The sequence below is a fragment of the Mycobacterium sp. 1245111.1 genome, from assembly GCF_001673405.1.
GTDB lineage: Bacteria > Actinomycetota > Actinomycetes > Mycobacteriales > Mycobacteriaceae > Mycobacterium.
The window spans coordinates 44,231-63,022 of record NZ_LZLV01000042.1 but is presented as its reverse complement, the minus strand read 5'-3'; the positions used below and the strand labels follow the sequence as shown (position 1 = coordinate 63,022).

Sequence of the window (18,792 nt, the reverse complement as noted above, 5' to 3'; positions counted from 1 at the left end):
GCGATGTCGAGTACGACGAAGCCGCCGCGCAGGTGTCCGGAACCGTGCCGTTCGTGCTCGGCGGCCTGGCGGGCGGGCTGCTCCTGGTGCCGGCCGGGGACACCTGGCTGCTAGTCGACGGCAGCGCCGACGGCGTTTCCATCGAGGCGCTGCAGGCCACCGACTTCTCCCGCCCGCTGGCGCGAGTGGTGCTCACCTCGGCGCCGGCCAGCGTGATCGACGCCCCCGTCAGCGACCTGACCGCGGCGTTGTTGTCGGCCGAGGCCGCCGGCGTCACCCGATGGGCCCTGGACACCGCCGTCGAATACGCCAAGGTCCGCGAGCAGTTCGGTAAGCCGATCGGCAGCTTCCAGGCGATCAAGCACCTGTGCGCCGAGATGCTGTGCCGCACCGAGCAGGTGGCCGTCGCGGCCGCCGATGCTGCTCGCGCCGCACAGGACGGTGACACAACTCAGCTATCCATTGCCGCCGCCATCGCCGCGGGGGTGGCCATCGACGCCGTCAAGGTCACCGCCAAGGACTGCATTCAGGTGCTCGGCGGCATCGGGATCACCTGGGAGCACGATGCGCACCTGTATCTGCGACGGGCGTACGGGATCGGGCAGTTCCTCGGCGGGGCCGCTCGCTGGCTGCGCAAGACCGTCGAGCTGACGCAGGACGGTGTCCGCCGCGACCTCAGCATCGACCTCAGCGAAGTTGCCGACCTGCGGCCCGAGATCGCCGACGCGGTCGCCGGGGTCGCTGCGCTGCCCGACGACCAGCGGCAGGCGAAGCTCGCCGAAGCGGGACTGCTGGCGCCGCACTGGCCTGCGCCGTACGGTCGCGGCGCCGGGCCGGCCGAGCAGTTGCTGATCGATCAGGAAATGGCCTCGGCCGACGTGACCCGACCAGACCTGGTGATCGGGTGGTGGGCCGCGCCGACCATCCTCGAGCATGGCACACCCGAACAGGTGGAGCGGTTCGTGCCGGGCACACTCAGCGGCGAAATCTTCTGGTGCCAACTGTTTTCCGAGCCCGGAGCCGGGTCGGACCTGGCTTCGCTGCGCACCAAAGCGGTTCGGGCCGACGGCGGCTGGGAGTTGACCGGTCAGAAGGTGTGGACCTCGTCGGCGCACAAGGCGCAATGGGGTGTCTGCCTGGCCCGCACCGACCCCGATGCCCCGAAACACAAAGGGATCACCTATTTCCTGATCGACATGAGCTCGCCGGGCATCCTGATTCGGCCGCTGCGCGAGATCACCGGCGACGCGTTGTTCAACGAGGTCTTCCTCGACAACGTCTTCGTTCCCGACGAGATGGTGGTCGGCACGGTGAACGACGGCTGGCGGCTGGCCCGCACGACGCTGGCCAACGAACGCGTCGCGATGGCCGCAGGCACCGCGCTGGGCAACCCGATGGAACAGCTGCTTGCCGAGGCGGCTAAGGCGAATCTTGATGTCGCGCAACAGGATCAGTTGGCGCATCTGATCGTCACCGCGCAGGTCGGTTCGCTGCTTGATCAGCGCATCGCCCAGCTCGCGGTGGGTGGCCAAGACCCCGGCGCCCAATCCAGTGTCCGCAAACTCATCGGCGTGCGTTACCGGCAGGCATTGGCCGAGTTCCGGATGGATCTGTCCGAGGGATCCGGCATCGTCGCGGACAAGACCGTCAAGGACTTTCTCAACACCCGTTGCCTGACCATCGCCGGTGGCACCGAGCAGATCCTGCTGACGCTGGCCGCGGAACGACTTCTGGGCCTACCGCGCTGACCATGAGGGCCGTCGCGACCGCCGCCTGCGTGGTGGGCGCCCTCGCGGCGCTGTGGTTCGGCTGGCAGGCGTACTGGGACCTGGCCCTGACCGGATTTCCGGACAGTCATTTCACCGACTACGACAAAGCCGTCGAGCTACCGAAGGGGATCCTGCTGTGGATCGAGTTCGGCTTCGTCCCGTTGTTCCTGCTGCTCGGTGTGCCTCGGATCCGCGCCAGGACAGGGGTGGCCGGACCGGTCCTGGCCCTGGCGGCGCTAGGCGCTGTGGTGGTGGTCCAAGTGGTCGGCGTCCCTTGGTATTTCGGGACTCACCTCGGTCTGGATAACGGGATCGGCGGCTAGGGGCTGCTCGGCGGCGGTAAAGGGCCGTAAGCTCAGGCCTTGACCATGGGTACCGTGCTGATCCCGATTCCCGACCGCGACTTCGACCCGACCGAGGTGGCGGTCAGCTGGCAGGTGTTGCGCGCCAACGGTCACCGCGTCGTCTTCGCCACCGAAAGCGGCTCGCCCGGCAGTGCCGACGACATCATGGTCACCGGCCGCGGCCTCGACGTCTGGTCGGGAGTGCCGGTGCTAGGCGCTATCACCGTCTTGGGCCGGGCGCTGCGGGCCAACAAGGACGCCCGCGGCGCGTACCGCGAAATGCTCAACTCGCCGGAGTTCCAGAACCCGATCAGCTGGGCGACAGCCACGCTCGACGGCATCGATGGCCTGCTGTTGCCCGGCGGCCACCGCGCCAGGGGCATGCGGTCCTACATCGACAGCGAGACCCTGCACCGCCTGGTGATCGACGCGTTCGCCCGCAAACTCAAAGTCGCCGCGATCTGTCACGGTGTACTGCTGGCCGCTCGCAGCATCGATCCCGCGACCGGGCGTTCGGTGCTCTACGGTCGGCGCACGACGGCACTCACCTGGGCGCTGGAGCGCACTGCGTGGAATCTCACGAGGCTGACCAGGTTCTGGGATCGCGACTACTACCGCACCTACCGCGAAGAGCCCGGGCAGCCGTCGGGATACATGTCGGTGCAGTCGGAAGTCACTCGCGCGCTTGAAGATCCGTCAGATTTCCGCGATGTCGAGAAGAGCTCACCGCACTACCGGATGAAAACCTCTGGCATGGCGCGTGATACCGCGACCGATTCGCGGCCCGCGTTCGTCGTCGACGACGGTGACTACGTGTCGGCGCGCTGGCCGGGCGACACCCACACGTTCGCAAAGACGTTGTCGCAGAAGCTTTGATGGCCCGCCGTGAAACAGAAGCCAGGGCTGTGAAATCTCGAAAAGAACAGCCCTGGCTTCTGTTTCGCGACGTTGCGCGAAAGCTCAGGAGAAGGTGGCCTGCGCGCAGGTGCTCGGCGAAGTGATGTTGTTTCCGCCGTAGACCACCTGGACGTGGGTGCACATGATGACCGGCACGTTGGTACGCGCTTGGCCGGTGTGCCAGTCGGTCGCATCGATCCGGCCCGTGGTCTGGTACTTCTCCACCGGTCCCTCGCCCATGTAGATCGTGGTGACGTTGTCGTTCCCGCCTTCTTTGAACACGCGGTCGTATTGGGCGGTGGCGTGGACGTCGAGGTACAGCGTGCGGTCCATCGAGCGGATGTCGGTGCTTTGCCGCGACCACAGGTCATGGGGGAAACCGTCGAGAGCATCGCCGGTCCGGCGGGCGGCAGAGACGGTGAAGTCGCAACTGCCGTTCGCAGCATGGCAGTCGAGTGTGGCGCGGGTTTCCAGCTGGCTGCCGTCGTTGAGGGGGATCAGCGAGGTGGCGGTGTTGACCGCCGCGGGGGCTACCGCGGGCGGTGTCAACGCCAGCATCACGCCGACGCCTGCCAGCGCCGCTACCAGCCGCATCATCCAGCGTCCTCTCGCTAAGCCTGAGCAGAACTTACGCTGCGGCTATTCGTCGTAGGTGACTTCGACCGAATCGGTCTCGGGGTGCGCCTGGCAGGCCAGGATCAGCCCGTCGTCGAGGTCTTGCTGCTCGAGGACGTCGTTGACCTCCATGTTCACCTTGCCCTTGCGCAGGGTGGTGGCGCAGGCGCCGCAATGACCCTCTCGGCAGGAGAACGGCGCGTCGAGGCCGGCGTCCAGTAGCACGTCGAGCAGCTTCGCATTGCGCGGCCACGACACGGTGTGGGTTTCGCCGTCCAATTCGACGACCGCGGTCGCGGGTGGCTCGTCGCCGGCATCCTCGATTTTGACCGCGGCGAACGGGTCGCTGTCCAGCGACTTGAACACTTCGAGATGCACTTGCGCCGCAGGCACTTTCAGGCTTTCCAGCGCCTCACGGGCGGCCGTCATGAACGGCCCGGGTCCGCAGATGAACGCCTGCCGGTCGGTGAACGGCGCGGCCAGCTGCGCCAGCGCGTTGGCCGACGGCAGGCCCTGCAGCGATTCCAGCCAGTGCACCACCGTCAGCCGGTCCGGGTACTTGGCGGCGAGCTCACGCAGCGCGTCGCCGAAGATCACCGACCGCTCGTCGCGGTTGGCATAGATCAGTGATACCTGGCCGCTGCCTTCGGACAGCGCCGATTTACAGATGGACATGATCGGCGTGATCCCACTGCCCGCGCCCAGCAGCACGAAGTTGTCGTCGAGCGTCTTGGGCACGAACGTCCCGGACGGCGCCAGCACGTGAATTCGCATGCCGGAGTGGGCGTGGTCGCAGAGCCAGTTCGACGCGTAACCGTCTTTGTCTCGTTTGACGGTCACGGTCAGCGCCTCGTCGGTGAACGGCGAGCTGCACAGCGAATAGCAGCGAGCCACCGAGCCGGTGCGGTCGCTGGGCACGCGCAGCGTCAGGAACTGTCCGGGGGCGTAACGCAGACGCTCGGCCGGCACGTCCGCATCCTCGGGAACCCTGAACACCAGCGAGCGCGCGTCGTCGGTCTCGGCGACGACGTCGGCAATCTCCAGCTCGAGAACGTGGCTGCCGAGCGGCTCGTCGGGAATTGCTTCCGTCACAACCTCGCCCCTCCCCTTCAGTCATAACTAGAACAGGTTACAGAAAGATGGATCAGTATCGCTACCAGCCGCAGGAACACGCTGCTCGACACAAATCGGAACGTGTTCTAGTCTTTGTCTAAGTAAGCCACCTTTGGAGGAACTTGTGACGTCCATTCAACAACGCGACGCCCAGTCGGTCCTAGACGGCGTCGACGAGCTGCTGCCCAAGCTGCGTCAGCGGGCCCAGGAAACCGAGGACCTGCGCCGCCTGCCGGACGCCACGGTGAGCGAGCTTCAGGAGATCGGCTTCTTCAGGTTGCTGCAGCCCGAGCAGTGGGGCGGCCTGCAGTGCGACCCGGCGCTGTTCTACGAGGCGGTCCGCCGGCTGGCCAGCGCGTGTGGTTCCACCGGCTGGGTGAGCTCGATCATCGGCGTGCACAACTGGCATCTGGCGCTGTTCGACCAGCAGGCTCAGGACGAGGTTTGGGGCGACGACACGAACGTTCGGGTCTCGTCGTCCTACGCCCCGATGGGCGCGGGCACCGTCGTCGACGGCGGCTACCTGGTCAACGGATCGTGGAACTGGTCGTCGGGATGTGATCACGCCACCTGGGCCTTCCTGGGCGGTCCGGTCATCAAGGACGGCCGGCCGGTCGACTTCGGCAGCTTCCTGATTCCGCGCACCGAGTACCGCATCGACGACGTCTGGCATGTGGTGGGCCTCAAGGGAACTGGCAGCAACACGGTCGTTGTCAAGGATGTCTTCGTGCCGCGGCACCGGTTCCTGTCCTACAAGCAGATGAACGACGGCACCGCCGGCGGCTATCAGAACAACACCGCCCCTGTCTACAAGATGCCCTGGGGCACAATGCATCCCACGACCATCTCGGCCCCGATTGTCGGTATGGCCTACGGCGCTTACGACGCGCACGTCGAGCATCAGGGCAAGCGGGTGCGTGCGGCGTTCGCCGGTGAGAAGGCCAAGGACGACCCGTTCGCCAAGGTCCGCATCGCCGAGGCGGCCAGTGATATCGACGCCGCGTGGCGCCAGCTGATCGGCAACGTCGGCGACGAGTACGCGCTGCTGTCGGCGGGCAAGGAGATCCCGTTCGAGCTGCGGGCCCGCGCCCGTCGCGACCAGGTCCGCGCCACCGGGCGATCGATCGCCTCGGTCGACCGGCTGTTCGAGGCGTCCGGTGCCACCGCGCTGGCCAATGATGCTCCGGTGCAACGGTTCTGGCGTGACGCGCATGCCGGCCGGGTGCACGCGGCCAACGACCCCGAGCGGGCATACCAGATCTTCGGTAACCACGAGTTCGGGCTGCCGCCCGGCGACACGATGGTCTGATGACGGCTACCGAGGAACTGACCTTCGAATCGACGTCCCGGTTCGTGGAGGTCGACGTCGACGGACCGCTGAAGCTGCATTACCACGAAGCAGGTGTCGGCCACGAGCAGACGATCGTGCTGCTGCACGGCGGAGGCCCGGGTGCGGCGAGCTGGACGAACTTCGCCCGCAACATCCCGGTGCTGGCCGAACGCTTTCACGTGCTGGCGGTCGACCAGCCCGGCTACGGTCACTCCGACAAGCGCGCCGAGCACGGGCAGTTCAACCACTACGCCGCCAGGGCGCTGAAGGGTCTGTTCGACCACCTCGGCCTGGGACGCGTTCCGCTGGTGGGCAATTCACTCGGCGGCGGTACCGCGGTCCGGTTCGCGTTGGACTACCCGGACAAGGCGGGCAGGCTCGTGCTGATGGGCCCCGGTGGGCTCAGCATCAACCTGTTCGCCCCCGACCCCACCGAGGGCGTCAAGCGACTGGGCAAATTCTCTGTCGAGCCGACTCGCGAGAACCTCGAGGCGTTTCTGCGGGTGATGGTCTACGACCAGAAGCTGATCACCCCGGAACTGATCGACCAGCGGTTCGAGCTTGCCTCGACCCCCGAAGCGCTGACCGCGACCCGCGCCATGGGAATGTCCTTCGCGGGAGCCGACTACGAGCTCGGCATGATGTGGCGCGAGGTGCACAAGCTTCGTCAGCCCGTCCTGCTGATCTGGGGCCGCGAGGACCGGGTCAACCCGCTCGACGGTGCACTGGTGGCCCTGAAGACGATTCCGCGCGCGCAGCTTCACGTCTTCGGCCAGTGCGGACACTGGGCGCAGGTGGAGAAGTTCGACGAATTCAACAAGCTGACTGTCGATTTCCTGGGAGGCGCGTGATGAGTATCCGTTCACTGGGTTACCTGCGCATCGAAGCCACCGACATGCAGGCCTGGCGCGACTACGGGCTCAAGGTCCTCGGCATGGTCGAGGGCAAGGGCACCACCGAGGGCGCCCTGTATCTACGGATGGACGACTTCCCGGCCCGCCTGGTGATCGTGCCCGGCGAGCATGACCGGCTTTTAGAAGCCGGTTGGGAATGCGCGAATGCCGAAGGCCTGCAAGAGATCCGGAACCGACTCGACGTCGAGGGCACACCCTACAAGGAGGCCACCGCCGCCGAACTGGCCGATCGCCGGGTCGACGAGATGATCAAGTTCTCCGATCCCTCCGGCAACGGCCTGGAGGTCTTCCACGGCGCCGCGCTCGAACACCGCCGGGTCGTCAGCCCGTACGGCCACAAGTTCGTCACCGGCGAGCAGGGCCTCGGGCACGTCGTGCTGACCACCCGCGACGACGCGGAGACGCTGCATTTCTACCGTGACGTACTGGATTTCAAGCTGCGTGACTCGATGCGACTGCCGCCGCAGGTGGTGGGACGGCCCGCCGACGGGCCACCGGCCTGGCTGCGGTTCCTGGGCTGTAACCCGCGGCACCACAGCCTGGCCTTCATGCCGGGTCAGACGCCGAGTGGCATCGTGCACCTGATGATCGAGGTCGGCGAAGCCGACGACGTGGGCCTGTGCCTGGACCGGGCGCTGCGACGCAAGGTGCCGATGTCGGCCACGCTCGGCCGTCACGTCAACGACCTGATGCTGTCGTTCTACATGAAGACCCCCGGCGGATTCGACGTCGAATTCGGCTGTGAGGGACGGCAAGTCGAAGACGACGACTGGATTGCCCGGGAGAGCACCGCGATCAGCCTCTGGGGCCACGACTTCAGCGTCGGCTTCAAGTAATGTCCGAGCAGATCGACGCCCGCGCGTTTCGTAGCGTGCTGGGTCAGTTCTGCACCGGGATCACGATCATCACCACCGTCCACGACGACGTGCCGGTGGGCTTCGCGTGTCAGTCGTTCGCGGCGCTGTCGCTGGACCCGCCGCTCGTGCTGTTCTGCCCGACCAAAGTGTCGCGGTCGTGGAAGGTCATCGAGGCCAGCGGGAAATTCTGCGTGAACGTGCTGACCGAGAGCCAGCAGCACGTCTCGGCACGCTTCGGTTCGAAGGAGCCCGACAAGTTCGCTGGAATCGATTGGCAGCCCTCGGAACTCGGCTCACCGATCATCGACGGATCATTGGCCTACATCGACTGCACGGTGGCCTCGGTGCATGACGGCGGCGATCACTTCGTGGTGTTCGGATCGGTACAATCGCTGTCCGAGGTGCCGAAGATCAAGCCGCGGCCGCTGCTGTTCTACCGCGGCGACTACACCGGCATCGAGCCGGACAAGACCACGCCCGCGCAATGGCGTGACGACCTCGAGGCGTTCCTCACCACGACGACTCAGGACACCTGGCTGTAGGGCTCGTCGACGCCCGGCGTCAGTGCCAGCGGGCTTGGTGCTCGGCATGCGTAGCCAAATACGCACCGGGGCCGAACAACTCGTCGTAGAAGTCCGTGTCGAGGTGCTGCGCCTGCAGATACATCAAGACGTGGACCGTGGGCATCGTGCCTGGAATCTTGCCGAACGTGTCGTAGATGTACGACGCCTCGGCGGCCACCATCTCCTGGATGCCGTCCGGCGGTAATGCCGAGCCGCGCACGTTGCCGGTGTCCGACCACGGTCCCGGTGTGTCCGGGTGAAACGGCCCGCCGGGAGCGAACTTTCGCGCAACCAGCTTTTCCACCCCGGCCGCGATCGACGGCACATGCGGTGGGCTGAGCGTCTCGAAGAACCCCGGTAAACCCGTCACGTTGGGGAACGGCCAGCGATCGTCGTGGTCGGCGACGAACCCCAGCCCGGGTGCCCGCGGGTCACCGGTGCCGCCCAGCACCGACAACCTGTCCAGCCCGTCGTAGGTCCAGCCGCCGAGACCCATCGCTTGTAGCGCCAGCACCCCGTTGTTGGTCGCGATTGCGAGTTCCGCGCTGGCCTCGGTGATCGTGTACTGCTCGACGAACGACAACGGCAGCGGGTCGTCGGCGTGTGACAGCGACGAAAACCGTTCCAGGCCCGGAATTTTGCGGCCGTTGATGTCGTCGGTGACCGGATAGCCGTTGGCGGCGAAGAACCACAGGTTCTCCATCAGGTGTTCGGCCAGGTCGGCCGCCGGGAACGCGAGCAGACTGCCCGGGTGATTACCGATCCAGGTGTTGTGACCCTCCATGTACGGCTCTTCGCGAGGCAGTTCGAGTCGGGTATCCGAGATTCGCACGTAGGAGCCCGCGGTATGGCTGATCCACGCTTCAATGCTGTCGAAGTCCCGCGGCTTCTCGTCGCGGCTGGGTAGCAGGTAGGTGCCGGAGTCGTCGGTGAAAAACAACTGGCTGGTGTGAAAGCCCGCTGCCGACGGGAAGGTTCGGCCCGTCGCGCTTCCCGAGTAGTTGGGGAACGCCGGCGCATAGCCGGGATGATGGGTGATTCCGAAGTTCCAGCCTGTCACCCCGCCGGTCACCGAAACGAGCAGTGCCCGTTCGACTTCCGACAACGGCTGGACGGGCCGTCGACTGGTATACGCCAGTGCTCCGTCGGGAATGTGGCCGCCGACCGGGAACCGGCGCGATCTGCGGCCCGTCAGCGCCGCCATCAGCGGGAACTGTGTCAGTTCGGCCAGCGCCGCCCGCTCATGGTCGGAGATCTGTAGGCCCACCCGCCCAGTTTGAACTATTCCCCGATGTATTGCGTGCTAGCAGTAGAGGTTCCTAGAGAGGTATGTGAAATGACTCCGCTGCTGACGGTCTACTTCCTGGCCGGCGCTCCCGTCGTCGGGTTTGGCCTGGTGACGCTGCAGGCGCGGCTGGAGCGGTGGGACTACGAACGGCATGCCGAGGATTAGGCCGGGGCTTCGATTGAAACTACGAGTGCTGGTGGTGGGCGCGGGCGTGAGCGGCATTGCCGCCGCCCGCGGGCTTCTACGCGACGGCCACGACGTCACCGTCTTCGACCAGCGGCCGGACGTCACCGCCGGCGGCGGTGCGGTGACGATCTGGTCCAACGGCGCGACGGTGCTCGATCAGCTCGGTGTCGACATGTCCGGCGCCGGCCAGCCGCTGTCGGCCGTGCGGGCCACGACGTCGTCGGGCCGACCGCTGGCCAGTATCGACCTGGACGGGATGGTGAATCGGTTGGGAGCACCCATCCGGATGGTCCCGCGACGAGTCCTGCTGGAACGGCTGCTCACCGGTTTTCCAATCGACCGCATTCACTGCCGGGCCCGCGTCGTCAACGTGGTCAACTCCGGCGACGGCGTGCATGTCGAGATGCGGGACGGCCGTAGCGTGACCGGAGATGTGTTGATCGGCGCCGACGGCCTGCATTCCGTGGTCCGTGACGTGTTGGGCGCGGCGCCCGCGAGGCCGACCGGCTGGTGCAGCTGGCAGGGGCTGGTCACGCTTCCCCGCATCACCGAGCCGCGGGTGGCGCGGATGATAATCGGCGAGCACGGGAGCATGGGGCTGTGGCCCGCCGGCGGTACCGACATGCAGTGGTGGTTCGACTTACCTTGGGCGCCAGGCTATCTGCGGCCGCAACGGCCGATCGAGGTGATCCGTCAGCATTTCGCGGGATGGTCCGATCTGGCCGACGAAGTGCTCTCCACCTTGACCGACGAAGATCTGGCCGCGTCACCCTTTCCGCATTATCGGCATCCCGTGCCGGACACCGGCACCGGCGCGGTCACGCTGCTCGGGGACGCCGCGCACACCATGCCGCCCACGCTGGCTCAAGGAACCAACCAGGCGCTGCTGGACACCATGGTGTTGCGCACGGCGCTGGCCAATGCCAGTGACGTCTGCGGCGCGTTGCGTCGCTACGAGAAAGCCCGCCGCCGCAGAGTCCGCGCCGTGTCGTGGGTGACCACACAACAGGTGTCCCGCAGCGAAGCCGCGCTGCGTCCCGCGGCGCTCATCCCTGACCGGGTGATGACCTGGGCATTGACCCGTTTCATCGACTGGACGAGCCACCGCGGCATCGCGGCGGCAATCAGCACCACCCCGGCCGAGGCGCGGTGATGGCCAACGTTCCGCCGGTCACCGCGGCCCGATTCGTGGAGCGGATTCGCCACCACCTGTATCGACTCAACCAGCGTCTGTTGCCCGCGCCCGCCGCGATGATGGAGATGATCGTCGCGACCTGGCAGTCGCAGGCAATCACCGCTGCCGCCGACCTCGGCGTCGCGGACGCGCTGGCCGCCCGGCCGCTGACCATCGACGAGTTGGCGAAACGCGTTGGCGCCAACCCGGACGCGCTGGGCCGTCTGCTGCGGGCGTTGATCGGCCGTGGCGTCTTCCGTCGACGCCACGACGGCCGCTACGAGCTGAATTCCCTTGCCCGAACGCTGTGTTCGGATGCCGATGTGTCGATGAAGGCGGCCGCGCAATTCTACGGGTCACGCGAACAGCGTGACCGCTGGACGATGCTGGCCGAGTCGATCCGCACCGGACGATCCGTCGTGCCCGTGCTGCACGGCAAGGAGAGCTTCGACTATTTCGCCGAGGATTCGCTCCACGCGGAACTCTTCAACCAAACCATGTCCAGTATCTCCGCGCTGACCGACGCTACGGTGGTCGCGGCCTACGACTTCAGTCCGTATCCGACGATTGTCGACGTAGGTGGCGGGCACGGCCTCCTGCTGGCAAACATTCTCGCGGCGACATCGGGCGTCCAGGGGGTCCTCTACGACCTGCCGGCCGTCGTGTCGACCGTGTCAAAGATCCTGTGCTACACCAGGATGGCTGATCGCGTCCGGGTCGAGGTGGGGTCGTTCTTCGACGCGGTGCCGCCTGGTGGCGACGTGTACGTGCTGAAGAACATCATTCATGACTGGCCCGACGACAAGGCGGTGCAGATCCTGCGCAATGTGCGCGCCGCCGCGGGCGAGCAGGCCACCGTTCTTCTGGTCGAATTGGTGATCCCCGACCACGACCGCGACTTCGCCGGCAAATGGGCCGACCTGGAGATGCTGCTGAATCTGGGGGCCCGGGAGCGCACTGCCGCCGAATACCGAAACCTGCTCAGGCAGGCTGGTTTTGAGATGACCCGGCTGGTGCCGACCGCATCGCCGTTGAGCCTGGTGGAGGCCCGCGTGGCATGACCCGGCCGTCGTGGGTCCACAATGGCCCACATGACGTTGGATCTACCCGGTTACTTCGAACGGATCGGCTACCGCGGCGAGGCCGAGCCGACTCTCGACGTCCTGCAGGAGCTGATCACCGCACACACCCGCAGCATCGCGTTCGAGAACCTCGATCCGCTGTTGGGTGTGCCGGTGGACGACCTGAGCCCAGAGGCATTGGTCGACAAGCTGGTTCACCGACGCCGCGGTGGCTACTGCTACGAGCACAACGGTCTGATGGGTTACGTCCTCGAGGAGTTGGGCTTCGGCGTGCGACGCTTCGCTGCCAGGGTGGTCTGGATGCACGAGCCTGGCTCGCCGGTGCCGTCGCAGACCCACACGCTGCTCGGGGTGGCGCCGCCCGGTGCGCCGCAGCTGTTCCTGGTCGACGTGGGTTTCGGCGGCCAGACGCCGACGTCGCCCCTGCGATTGGAAACCGGCAGCATCCAGCAGACCACCCACGAGCCATATCGGTTGCAGAGTCGCGGCGACATCCTGGTGTTGCAGGCGGAGATTCGCGGCGGATGGCAATCGCTGTACGAATTCGCCACCAGGACAGCGCCTCCGATCGACCTGTTGGTGGCCAGCTGGTTCGTGTCGACTCATCCCTCGTCGCATTTCGTCACCGACCTGATCGCCTCGATGGTCACCGCTGACGGTCGATGCAACCTGTCGGGTCGCCACCTGGCCATCCATGGCAACGGCGGGACGAACAAGATCGAATTAACCGACGCCGCAGCCGTAGTCGACACGTTGGCCGACCGCTTCGGCATCAACGTGGCAGACGCCGGTGAACGCGCGCGGCTTGAAGCCCGCCTTGCGGAAGTGGCGCCCTAGCGGCCGGGCAGCCAGGAATCGATTCGGCGCAACGCTTCCTCGATGTCACTCGACGGGCCGGCGAAGGAAAGCCGGACGTAGGAGCCGCCACGCTGCGGATCGAAGTCGATGCCGGGTGCTATCGCTACCCCGGTGTCGGCCAACAACTTTGAACAGAACGCAAAAGAGTCGTCGGTGAAGTCGGATACGTCGGCATAGACGTAGAACGCACCGTCGGTCGGGGCTAACCGGTCGATCCCGATGTGCCGAAGACCGTCGAGCAGCGTCGCGCGATTCGCGGCGTAGTGATGCAGGTGTCCTTCGGCTTCCCGAACCGAGTCGGGCGTGAACGCCTCGAGAGCGGCGTACTGCGACAACACGGGTGGGCAGATGGTGAAGTTTCCGGTTAGACGATCCACCGCCCGCCGCAGCTCGGTCGGCACCAGCAGCCAGCCCAGCCGCCACCCCGTCATCGCGAAATACTTGGAAAAGCTGTTGACCACAAATGCATTTCGCGACGTACTCCACGCGCAACTGGTCTGCGGGGCACCCTCGTACACCAGCCCGTGGTATACCTCGTCGCTGATCAGCCGCACGCCCGAAGCGTCGCACCAGGATGCGATCGCCGCGAGCTCCTCGGGCGGGATGACCGTACCGGTCGGGTTGGCCGGGCTGGCCACGACGACACCCTTGACCGGGGGGTCCAGGTCGGCCAGCATTTGCGCGGTCGGCTGGAAGCGGGTCTCGGGACCGCATTCGATCACCACGACCTCGCACCCCAGCGCCGACAGGATGTTGCGATAGCAGGGGTATCCGGGACTGCTGACCGCCACGCGGTCGCCGACGTCGAAGCACGACAGGAATGCCAGCAGAAAGCCGCCGGACGATCCCGTTGTGATCACCACGTCGTCGACGCCGGCCTGCACGCCGTAGCGGTCGAGATACGACGCCGCGATCGCCGACCGCAGTTCCGGAATCCCCAGCGCGACCGTGTAACCGAGCTGATTGCGATTCAGCGCATCGACCGCCGCGGCGCGCACCGGCTCCGGCGCCCCGGCGCTCGGCTGACCCGCCGACAGGTTTACCAGATCGCCGTGGCTGCGCTGACGTTCGGCGGCCGCCAGCCACACGTCCATCACATAGAACGGCGGAATGCCGGCGCGTAGCGCGACGCCATCGGTCATGTGGTCAAGGCTAGAACACTTCGGATTCGAGTCGGCGCAAGTGCTCGCGCGGCGAACCCAGCAGTTGCGAACTGCCGTGTGCGCGTTTGAAGTACAGCTGCATGTCGTGTTCCCACGTGATCGCGATGCCGCCGTGCAACTGGATGCCCTCGGCGGCCACCCTGCTGAACGCCTCGCTGGCCGCCACGCGGGCCAACGCCGCAGCGGTCGGTGACGGGGCGTCGGCGGCATCGTTCACCACGGCGCGGGCCGCCTGCACCGCGACATAAAGGTCGGCCATCCGGTGCTTGAGCGCCTGAAAGCTGCCGATCGCGCGACCGAACTGCTGTCGTTCCTTGGTGTAGTCGACGGTCAACTCCAGGCAGCGGGCGGCCGCACCGACCTGTTCGGCGGCCAACAGTATCGCCGCCGCATCGGCGACACCGGGATCGGCGCCGAGCGGTGTCGTGTTGGCCGGTGTGACGCGGGCCAGCCGCCGGGTCGGATCCATCGGGGTGACGGCCTCGGCGTCGAATTCCGTCCATCGCGCGAGCGTGCCGTCGTGGGCCTCGATCACGACATCGGCCACGTCGCCGTTGACCACGTAGTCGGGGTCGAACACCACCGCGCCGATCGCGGCGCCCTCGGCCAGCGACGCCAGTGTGTCCGCGTCGGGCTGGTCGGCGGCCAGCAGCGCGAGCTCGGCCAGCGTGGTGCCGAGCAGCGGGCTGGGCACCAGGTTCTTGCCCAGTTCCTCGATGACGACAGCCGCGTCGCCGAGAGTGCCTCCGGCGCCGCCGAATTCCTCGGGCACCACTAACGCGGCCGCACCGACCTGTTCGCACAACAGCCGCCACAGCGATTCGTCATAGCCGGGTTCGGATTCCATCGCCTCGCGCACCGCGGCAGGGGACGCATGCTTGGTCACCAGCGCCGCGACGGTCTCGCGCAGCAGCTCCCGTTCGTCACTCGAACTCACAGTGCCTCCAGAACGCGTCGTCGGTGCGCCGCGGGGTCGCCCCAAGCCGGGCGCAGCGCCTGCACCCGCAGCAGCCACAGCGACAGGTCATGCTCGGCGGTGAAGCCGATCGCGCCGTGTGTCTGCAAGGCCGATCGCGCGGCCAGCAAAGCGGCGTCCGACGCGGAAGCCTTGGCGGCGCTCACATCTCGCGCGGTGTCGGGCGACGAGTCGGCCAGCGACAGCGCGGCGCCGTACACCAGCGGGCGCGCCAGCTCGAGCGCGATGTGCACGTCGGCCAGCTTGTGCTTGATCGCCTGATACGAGCCGATGACCCGGCCGAACTGAGTGCGCTGTTTCGCATAGTCGACCGCGGCGTCCAGCAGCGCCTGGCCCGCCCCGATCAGCTGGGCGGCCGTCGCAAGCGCGCCGAACTCGTAGGCGCGGGACACGTCGGCCTGCCACGCTTCGCAGACGGCCTGGGCGTCGAACAGATGGCGGCTGGGGTCGACGGACTCGCGGCGTTCGCCGACGTGCGCTTCGCTCACCCAGCCGTTCTCCTCGGCGGCCAAAACCAGCCCTGCTGCGTCGGCGTCCACCGCCCGCGGCATCTGCGGAGGCAGGGCGACCGTGGCGATGAGTTCACCCGATGAGAGCGCGGCGGACCGCTCGTCGTCGGCCAGCAAAATAGGTGCGACCGCAATGGATTCGACGACCGGACCGGGTACACACCAGCGCCCCAGGCGCTCCATTGCGACCACGAGGTCGACGGGATGCGCGTCGATGCCGTCGAACCGCTCGGGCACCGCCAACGCGGTGACGCCCAGGTCGGCGAGTTGCGCCCAGATCTTGCGACCCGGAGCTGTGTCGCCACCCGCCCAGGCGCGCACAGCGCTCGGCACGTCGGCCGCCGTGAGCGCCGCGTCGATGCTGGCGGCGAAGTCGCGCTGTTGCTCGTCGAGGTCAAATCTCATTTGCTCTTCTCCCGCGGCAGTCCCAGCAGCCGCTCGGCGATGATGTTGCGCTGAATCTCGTTGGTGCCGGCGTAGATCGGACCGCCGAGCGCAAACAGCAGCCCGTCGGTCCAGCCGTCGGCCAATTCGCCGTCGGCGCCGCGGATCTCCAGTGCGGTCTGATGGATCGCCACGTCCAGGTCTGACCAGAACACCTTGGTCACCGACGACTCGGCACCCAGCTCGCCGCCGCCCGTCAGCCGGGTCACGGTGCCGAACGTGTGCAGCCGGTAGGCCTGCGCTTTGATCCAGGCGTCTGCGACCTGGTCTCCGAAGGAACTGTCGCCGTTGGTTTTCCATACCTCGGCCAGGCGCTCCGCGGACGCCAGGAACCGCGCCGGGCTGCGCAGCGACATGCCCCGCTCGTTGCTGGATGTGCTCATCGCGGCCCGCCAACCGTCGTTGACCGCGCCGATCACGTCGGCGTCAGGGACGAACACGTCGTCGAGGAAGATCTCCCCGAACCCAGTGTCGCCGCCGAGTTGAGCGATCGGCCGGACGGTGATCCCGTCCGCGTCGAGGTCGAACATGAAGTACGTCAACCCGCTGTGCCGTTGCGCCTCGGGGTCAGAGCGGAACAGCCCAAAAGCCCTGTCGCCAAACGGTGCTCGCGAGCTCCAGATCTTCTGGCCGTTGAGCAGCCAGCCGCCGTCGGTGCGCGTCGCCGTCGACCGCAACGAGGCGAGGTCGCTGCCGGACTCCGGCTCCGACCAGGCCTGCGCCCAAATCTCCTCGCCGCTGGCCATCTTGGGGAGAATCCGGTCGAGTTGCTCGTCGGTGCCATGCGCGAACAGCGTCGGCGCCAGCATCGACGTGCCGTTGGCGCTGACGCGTCCGGGCGCCCCGGCGCGGAAGTACTCCTCCTCGTAGACCACCCACTGCAGCAGGGTGGCGTCGCGACCGCCGTATTTCTCCGGCCAGGTGATCACCGACAGACCGGCATCGAAAAGCACTTTGTCCCAACGACGGTGCTGCTCGAAACCCTCCGCCGTGTCGTAGGAATGCGTCGGAAACGCATCCCTGTGCGACGAGAGGAATTCGCGCACCTCCCGCTGGAAGGCCAGCGTCTCGTCGTCGAATTGCAGATCCATTTACGCCATCTCCCGCAGTAGCGGTTTGACGACCTTGCCGCCCGCGTTGCGGGGCAGCGCGTCGACAAACCTCACCGAACGTGGGGCCTTGAAGTTCGCCAAATACTCACGCGTGTAGGCGATTACCGATTTCTCGTCGAGCCTGGCATCGGGTCGCGTCACCAGGAACGCCCGGCCGACCTCGCCGAGCCGTTCGTCGGGTACCCCGATCACCGCGCAGTCCAGCACGCCGTCGAGGCGGGCCAGCACCTGTTCGATCTCGGCGGGGTAGACGTTGAAGCCACCGCAGATGTACATGTCTTTGAGCCGGTCGGTGATCTGGAGATTGCCTGCGGCATCCAACTTTCCGACGTCACCGGTGTGCAGCCAGCCGTCGGTGTCGATCGCCGCCGCGGTGGCGTCAGGATCGTCGAGGTAGCCGAGCATCACGTTGGGGCCGCGCAGCAGCACCTCACCTGTTTCGCCGTCATGCACCCCGTTAATGCTCAGCTCGAAATCGGCGATCGGTCGCCCGCAGGTATTCGCGACCGTGACCGCGTCGTCGTCGGCCCGGCACATGGTGCCCATCCCGTTGGACTCGGTGAGCCCGTACGCGGTCAGCACGATGTCGAAGTCGAGTTCGTTCTGCATCCGCTCGATCAACACCACCGGCACGGTCGCCGCGCCGGTGACCGCGAACCGCAACGAACTCAGGTCGTAGCTGCCGCGCGAGGGATGGTCGAGCAGGGTTTGGTAGATGGTCGGCGGTCCGGGCAGCACGGTGATCCGGTGTTCGGCGACCGCGCGCAGCGCCTGCTCGGCGTCGAAGGTGAGCTGAGGGATCAGCGTGGCGCCGGTCTGCAGGCAGGCCAGGATTCCGGCCTTGTAGCCGAAGTTGTGGAAGAACGGGTTGATGCAGAGGTAACGGTCGTCGCTGGTGATCTTCCCGCACGCCGCCCACGACGCCGACCCGGCCAGCGACTGCCGGTGCGCACACAGCACGCCCTTGCTGCGGCCGGTGGTGCCGGAGGTGAACAGGACGTCGGAGACGTCGTCGGGCCGGACCGCCGCCGCGCGCGCGTCGGCCGCCGCGAGGTCGGTGCCGTGCTGCATGAACTCGTCCCACGTCCCGTCGTCCGCCTCGACCGGGATCCGCACGACGTGCCGCAGGTCCGGCAGCGACGAGCGGTCGAGGTCGCCGACCCGGTCCGCTCCGAGGAACGTGCCCATGCCGATCAGCAGTGGAGCGCCGGTGCGGGCCAGGATGTCGGAGGCCTCGGCGGCGGTGTACCGCGTGTTCAGCGGGACGACGGTGGCGCCCGCGTAATGCGTGGCCAGACAGGCGACGACCCACTGCCAGGTGTTCGGTGACCAGATCGCCACCCGGTCGCCCGGGTTCACGCCGAGATCGATCATCGCCGCGGCGGCACCGCGCACCTCGTCCCGCAACTCGTCGAATGTCAGCGTCCGATCCTCGGTGACCAGGGCATCGTGGTCGGGGAGTTCGCCCGCGATGTGGTCCAACGCCGCAGGAATGGTCTGCGGATGGCTCGACATCGAACTCCCTCGGGTGCTGATCGCTATCGCCGCTGGCAGGAGCATTTCGCCGCCGGGCTAACAAAGCAAGTGCTTGGTAGGTT

Annotated in this window: 18 protein-coding genes; 10 read left to right on the top strand and 8 right to left on the bottom strand. The window is 66.8% G+C overall.

What is annotated here, in order from left to right; translation table 11 throughout:
* The 3 genes from A5658_RS08375 to A5658_RS08365 all read left to right on the top strand — a co-directional run.
* Positions 1 to 1,748: acyl-CoA dehydrogenase family protein (locus A5658_RS08375; protein ID WP_067333024.1), on the top strand; the 1,748-nt coding region annotated here is incomplete at its 5' end.
* A 2-nt stretch (positions 1,749 to 1,750) separates the two neighbouring features.
* Positions 1,751 to 2,092, top strand: a complete 342-nt coding sequence (locus A5658_RS08370) for a hypothetical protein (protein WP_067333023.1) — start codon at positions 1,751 to 1,753, stop codon at positions 2,090 to 2,092.
* A gap of 45 nt (positions 2,093 to 2,137) precedes the next feature.
* The gene (locus A5658_RS08365; RefSeq protein ID WP_067333022.1) at positions 2,138 to 2,989 is read left to right on the top strand and encodes a type 1 glutamine amidotransferase domain-containing protein; all 852 of its coding nucleotides are present in this window, start codon (positions 2,138 to 2,140) and stop codon (positions 2,987 to 2,989) included.
* A gap of 84 nt (positions 2,990 to 3,073) precedes the next feature.
* Here the strand turns inward: A5658_RS08365 and A5658_RS08360 are convergent, their stop codons facing one another.
* On the bottom strand, positions 3,074 to 3,607 hold the full coding sequence (locus tag A5658_RS08360) for a hypothetical protein (RefSeq protein ID WP_067333021.1): 534 nt from the start codon (positions 3,605 to 3,607) through the stop codon (positions 3,074 to 3,076).
* A 42-nt stretch (positions 3,608 to 3,649) separates the two neighbouring features.
* Positions 3,650 to 4,717: a ferredoxin--NADP reductase gene (locus A5658_RS08355; protein WP_067333020.1), complete on the bottom strand. Its 1,068-nt coding sequence runs from the start codon at positions 4,715 to 4,717 to the stop codon at positions 3,650 to 3,652.
* A gap of 145 nt (positions 4,718 to 4,862) precedes the next feature.
* Between A5658_RS08355 and hsaA the strand changes: the two genes are divergently transcribed.
* The 4 genes from hsaA to hsaB are packed head-to-tail and all read left to right on the top strand — an operon-like array spanning position 4,863 to position 8,381.
* Positions 4,863 to 6,047 (top strand): 3-hydroxy-9,10-secoandrosta-1,3,5(10)-triene-9,17-dione monooxygenase oxygenase subunit, encoded by a 1,185-nt coding sequence (gene hsaA, locus A5658_RS08350; protein ID WP_067333019.1) that lies wholly within the window; start codon positions 4,863 to 4,865, stop codon positions 6,045 to 6,047.
* Positions 6,047 to 6,919 (top strand): 4,5:9,10-diseco-3-hydroxy-5,9,17-trioxoandrosta-1(10),2-diene-4-oate hydrolase, encoded by an 873-nt coding sequence (gene hsaD / locus A5658_RS08345; protein ID WP_067333018.1) that lies wholly within the window; start codon positions 6,047 to 6,049, stop codon positions 6,917 to 6,919. Before hsaA ends, hsaD begins: the two co-directional genes overlap by 1 nt.
* Positions 6,919 to 7,818 carry an iron-dependent extradiol dioxygenase HsaC gene (hsaC, locus tag A5658_RS08340; protein WP_067333017.1) on the top strand — a complete coding sequence of 300 codons (900 nt, stop codon included), beginning with the start codon at positions 6,919 to 6,921 and terminating at the stop codon, positions 7,816 to 7,818. The genes hsaD and hsaC overlap by 1 nt, the downstream gene beginning before the upstream one ends.
* On the top strand, positions 7,818 to 8,381 hold the full coding sequence (gene hsaB / locus A5658_RS08335; RefSeq protein ID WP_067333016.1) for a 3-hydroxy-9,10-secoandrosta-1,3,5(10)-triene-9,17-dione monooxygenase reductase subunit: 564 nt from the start codon (positions 7,818 to 7,820) through the stop codon (positions 8,379 to 8,381). Before hsaC ends, hsaB begins: the two co-directional genes overlap by 1 nt.
* Before the next feature lie 19 nt (positions 8,382 to 8,400).
* Here hsaB and A5658_RS08330 read toward each other — a convergent pair whose 3' ends face one another.
* Positions 8,401 to 9,669 carry a hypothetical protein gene (locus tag A5658_RS08330; RefSeq protein WP_067333015.1) on the bottom strand — a complete coding sequence of 423 codons (1,269 nt, stop codon included), beginning with the start codon at positions 9,667 to 9,669 and terminating at the stop codon, positions 8,401 to 8,403.
* Between the two features lie 172 nt (positions 9,670 to 9,841).
* On the opposite strand from A5658_RS08330, the gene A5658_RS08325 reads away from it, so the two are divergent.
* From A5658_RS08325 to A5658_RS08315, 3 genes are read left to right on the top strand one after another with little or no spacing between them, the layout of a single operon-like run.
* Positions 9,842 to 11,029, top strand: a complete 1,188-nt coding sequence (locus A5658_RS08325; RefSeq protein WP_067333014.1) for an NAD(P)/FAD-dependent oxidoreductase — start codon at positions 9,842 to 9,844, stop codon at positions 11,027 to 11,029.
* Entirely contained in the window at positions 11,029 to 12,111 is a 1,083-nt protein-coding gene (locus A5658_RS08320; protein ID WP_067333013.1) for a methyltransferase, read from the top strand. The genes A5658_RS08325 and A5658_RS08320 overlap by 1 nt, the downstream gene beginning before the upstream one ends.
* Positions 12,112 to 12,141: 30 nt before the next feature.
* The gene (locus A5658_RS08315) at positions 12,142 to 12,969 is read left to right on the top strand and encodes an arylamine N-acetyltransferase (RefSeq protein ID WP_067333031.1); all 828 of its coding nucleotides are present in this window, start codon (positions 12,142 to 12,144) and stop codon (positions 12,967 to 12,969) included.
* Here the strand turns inward: A5658_RS08315 and A5658_RS08310 are convergent.
* Genes A5658_RS08310 through fadD3 form a run of 5 tightly spaced genes read right to left on the bottom strand, consistent with a single transcriptional unit; the run spans position 12,966 to position 18,709 of the window.
* A complete protein-coding gene (locus A5658_RS08310; protein WP_067333012.1) occupies positions 12,966 to 14,132 on the bottom strand; it encodes a pyridoxal phosphate-dependent aminotransferase in 1,167 nt (388 codons plus the stop codon). The two genes, A5658_RS08315 and A5658_RS08310, sit on opposite strands and share 4 nt — an antisense overlap.
* 10 nt (positions 14,133 to 14,142) lie before the next feature.
* A complete protein-coding gene (locus A5658_RS08305; protein WP_067333011.1) occupies positions 14,143 to 15,090 on the bottom strand; it encodes an acyl-CoA dehydrogenase family protein in 948 nt (315 codons plus the stop codon).
* Positions 15,087 to 16,043 carry an acyl-CoA dehydrogenase family protein gene (locus A5658_RS08300; protein WP_067333010.1) on the bottom strand — a complete coding sequence of 319 codons (957 nt, stop codon included), beginning with the start codon at positions 16,041 to 16,043 and terminating at the stop codon, positions 15,087 to 15,089. The genes A5658_RS08305 and A5658_RS08300 overlap by 4 nt, the downstream gene beginning before the upstream one ends.
* Complete coding sequence (locus A5658_RS08295) at positions 16,040 to 17,173, bottom strand: acyl-CoA dehydrogenase family protein (protein WP_067333009.1); 1,134 nt, start codon at positions 17,171 to 17,173, stop codon at positions 16,040 to 16,042. The genes A5658_RS08300 and A5658_RS08295 overlap by 4 nt, the downstream gene beginning before the upstream one ends.
* Positions 17,174 to 18,709 (bottom strand): 3-((3aS,4S,7aS)-7a-methyl-1,5-dioxo-octahydro-1H-inden-4-yl)propanoate--CoA ligase FadD3, encoded by a 1,536-nt coding sequence (gene fadD3 / locus A5658_RS08290; protein ID WP_067333008.1) that lies wholly within the window; start codon positions 18,707 to 18,709, stop codon positions 17,174 to 17,176.
* Between the last annotated feature and the right edge of the window lie 83 nt (positions 18,710 to 18,792).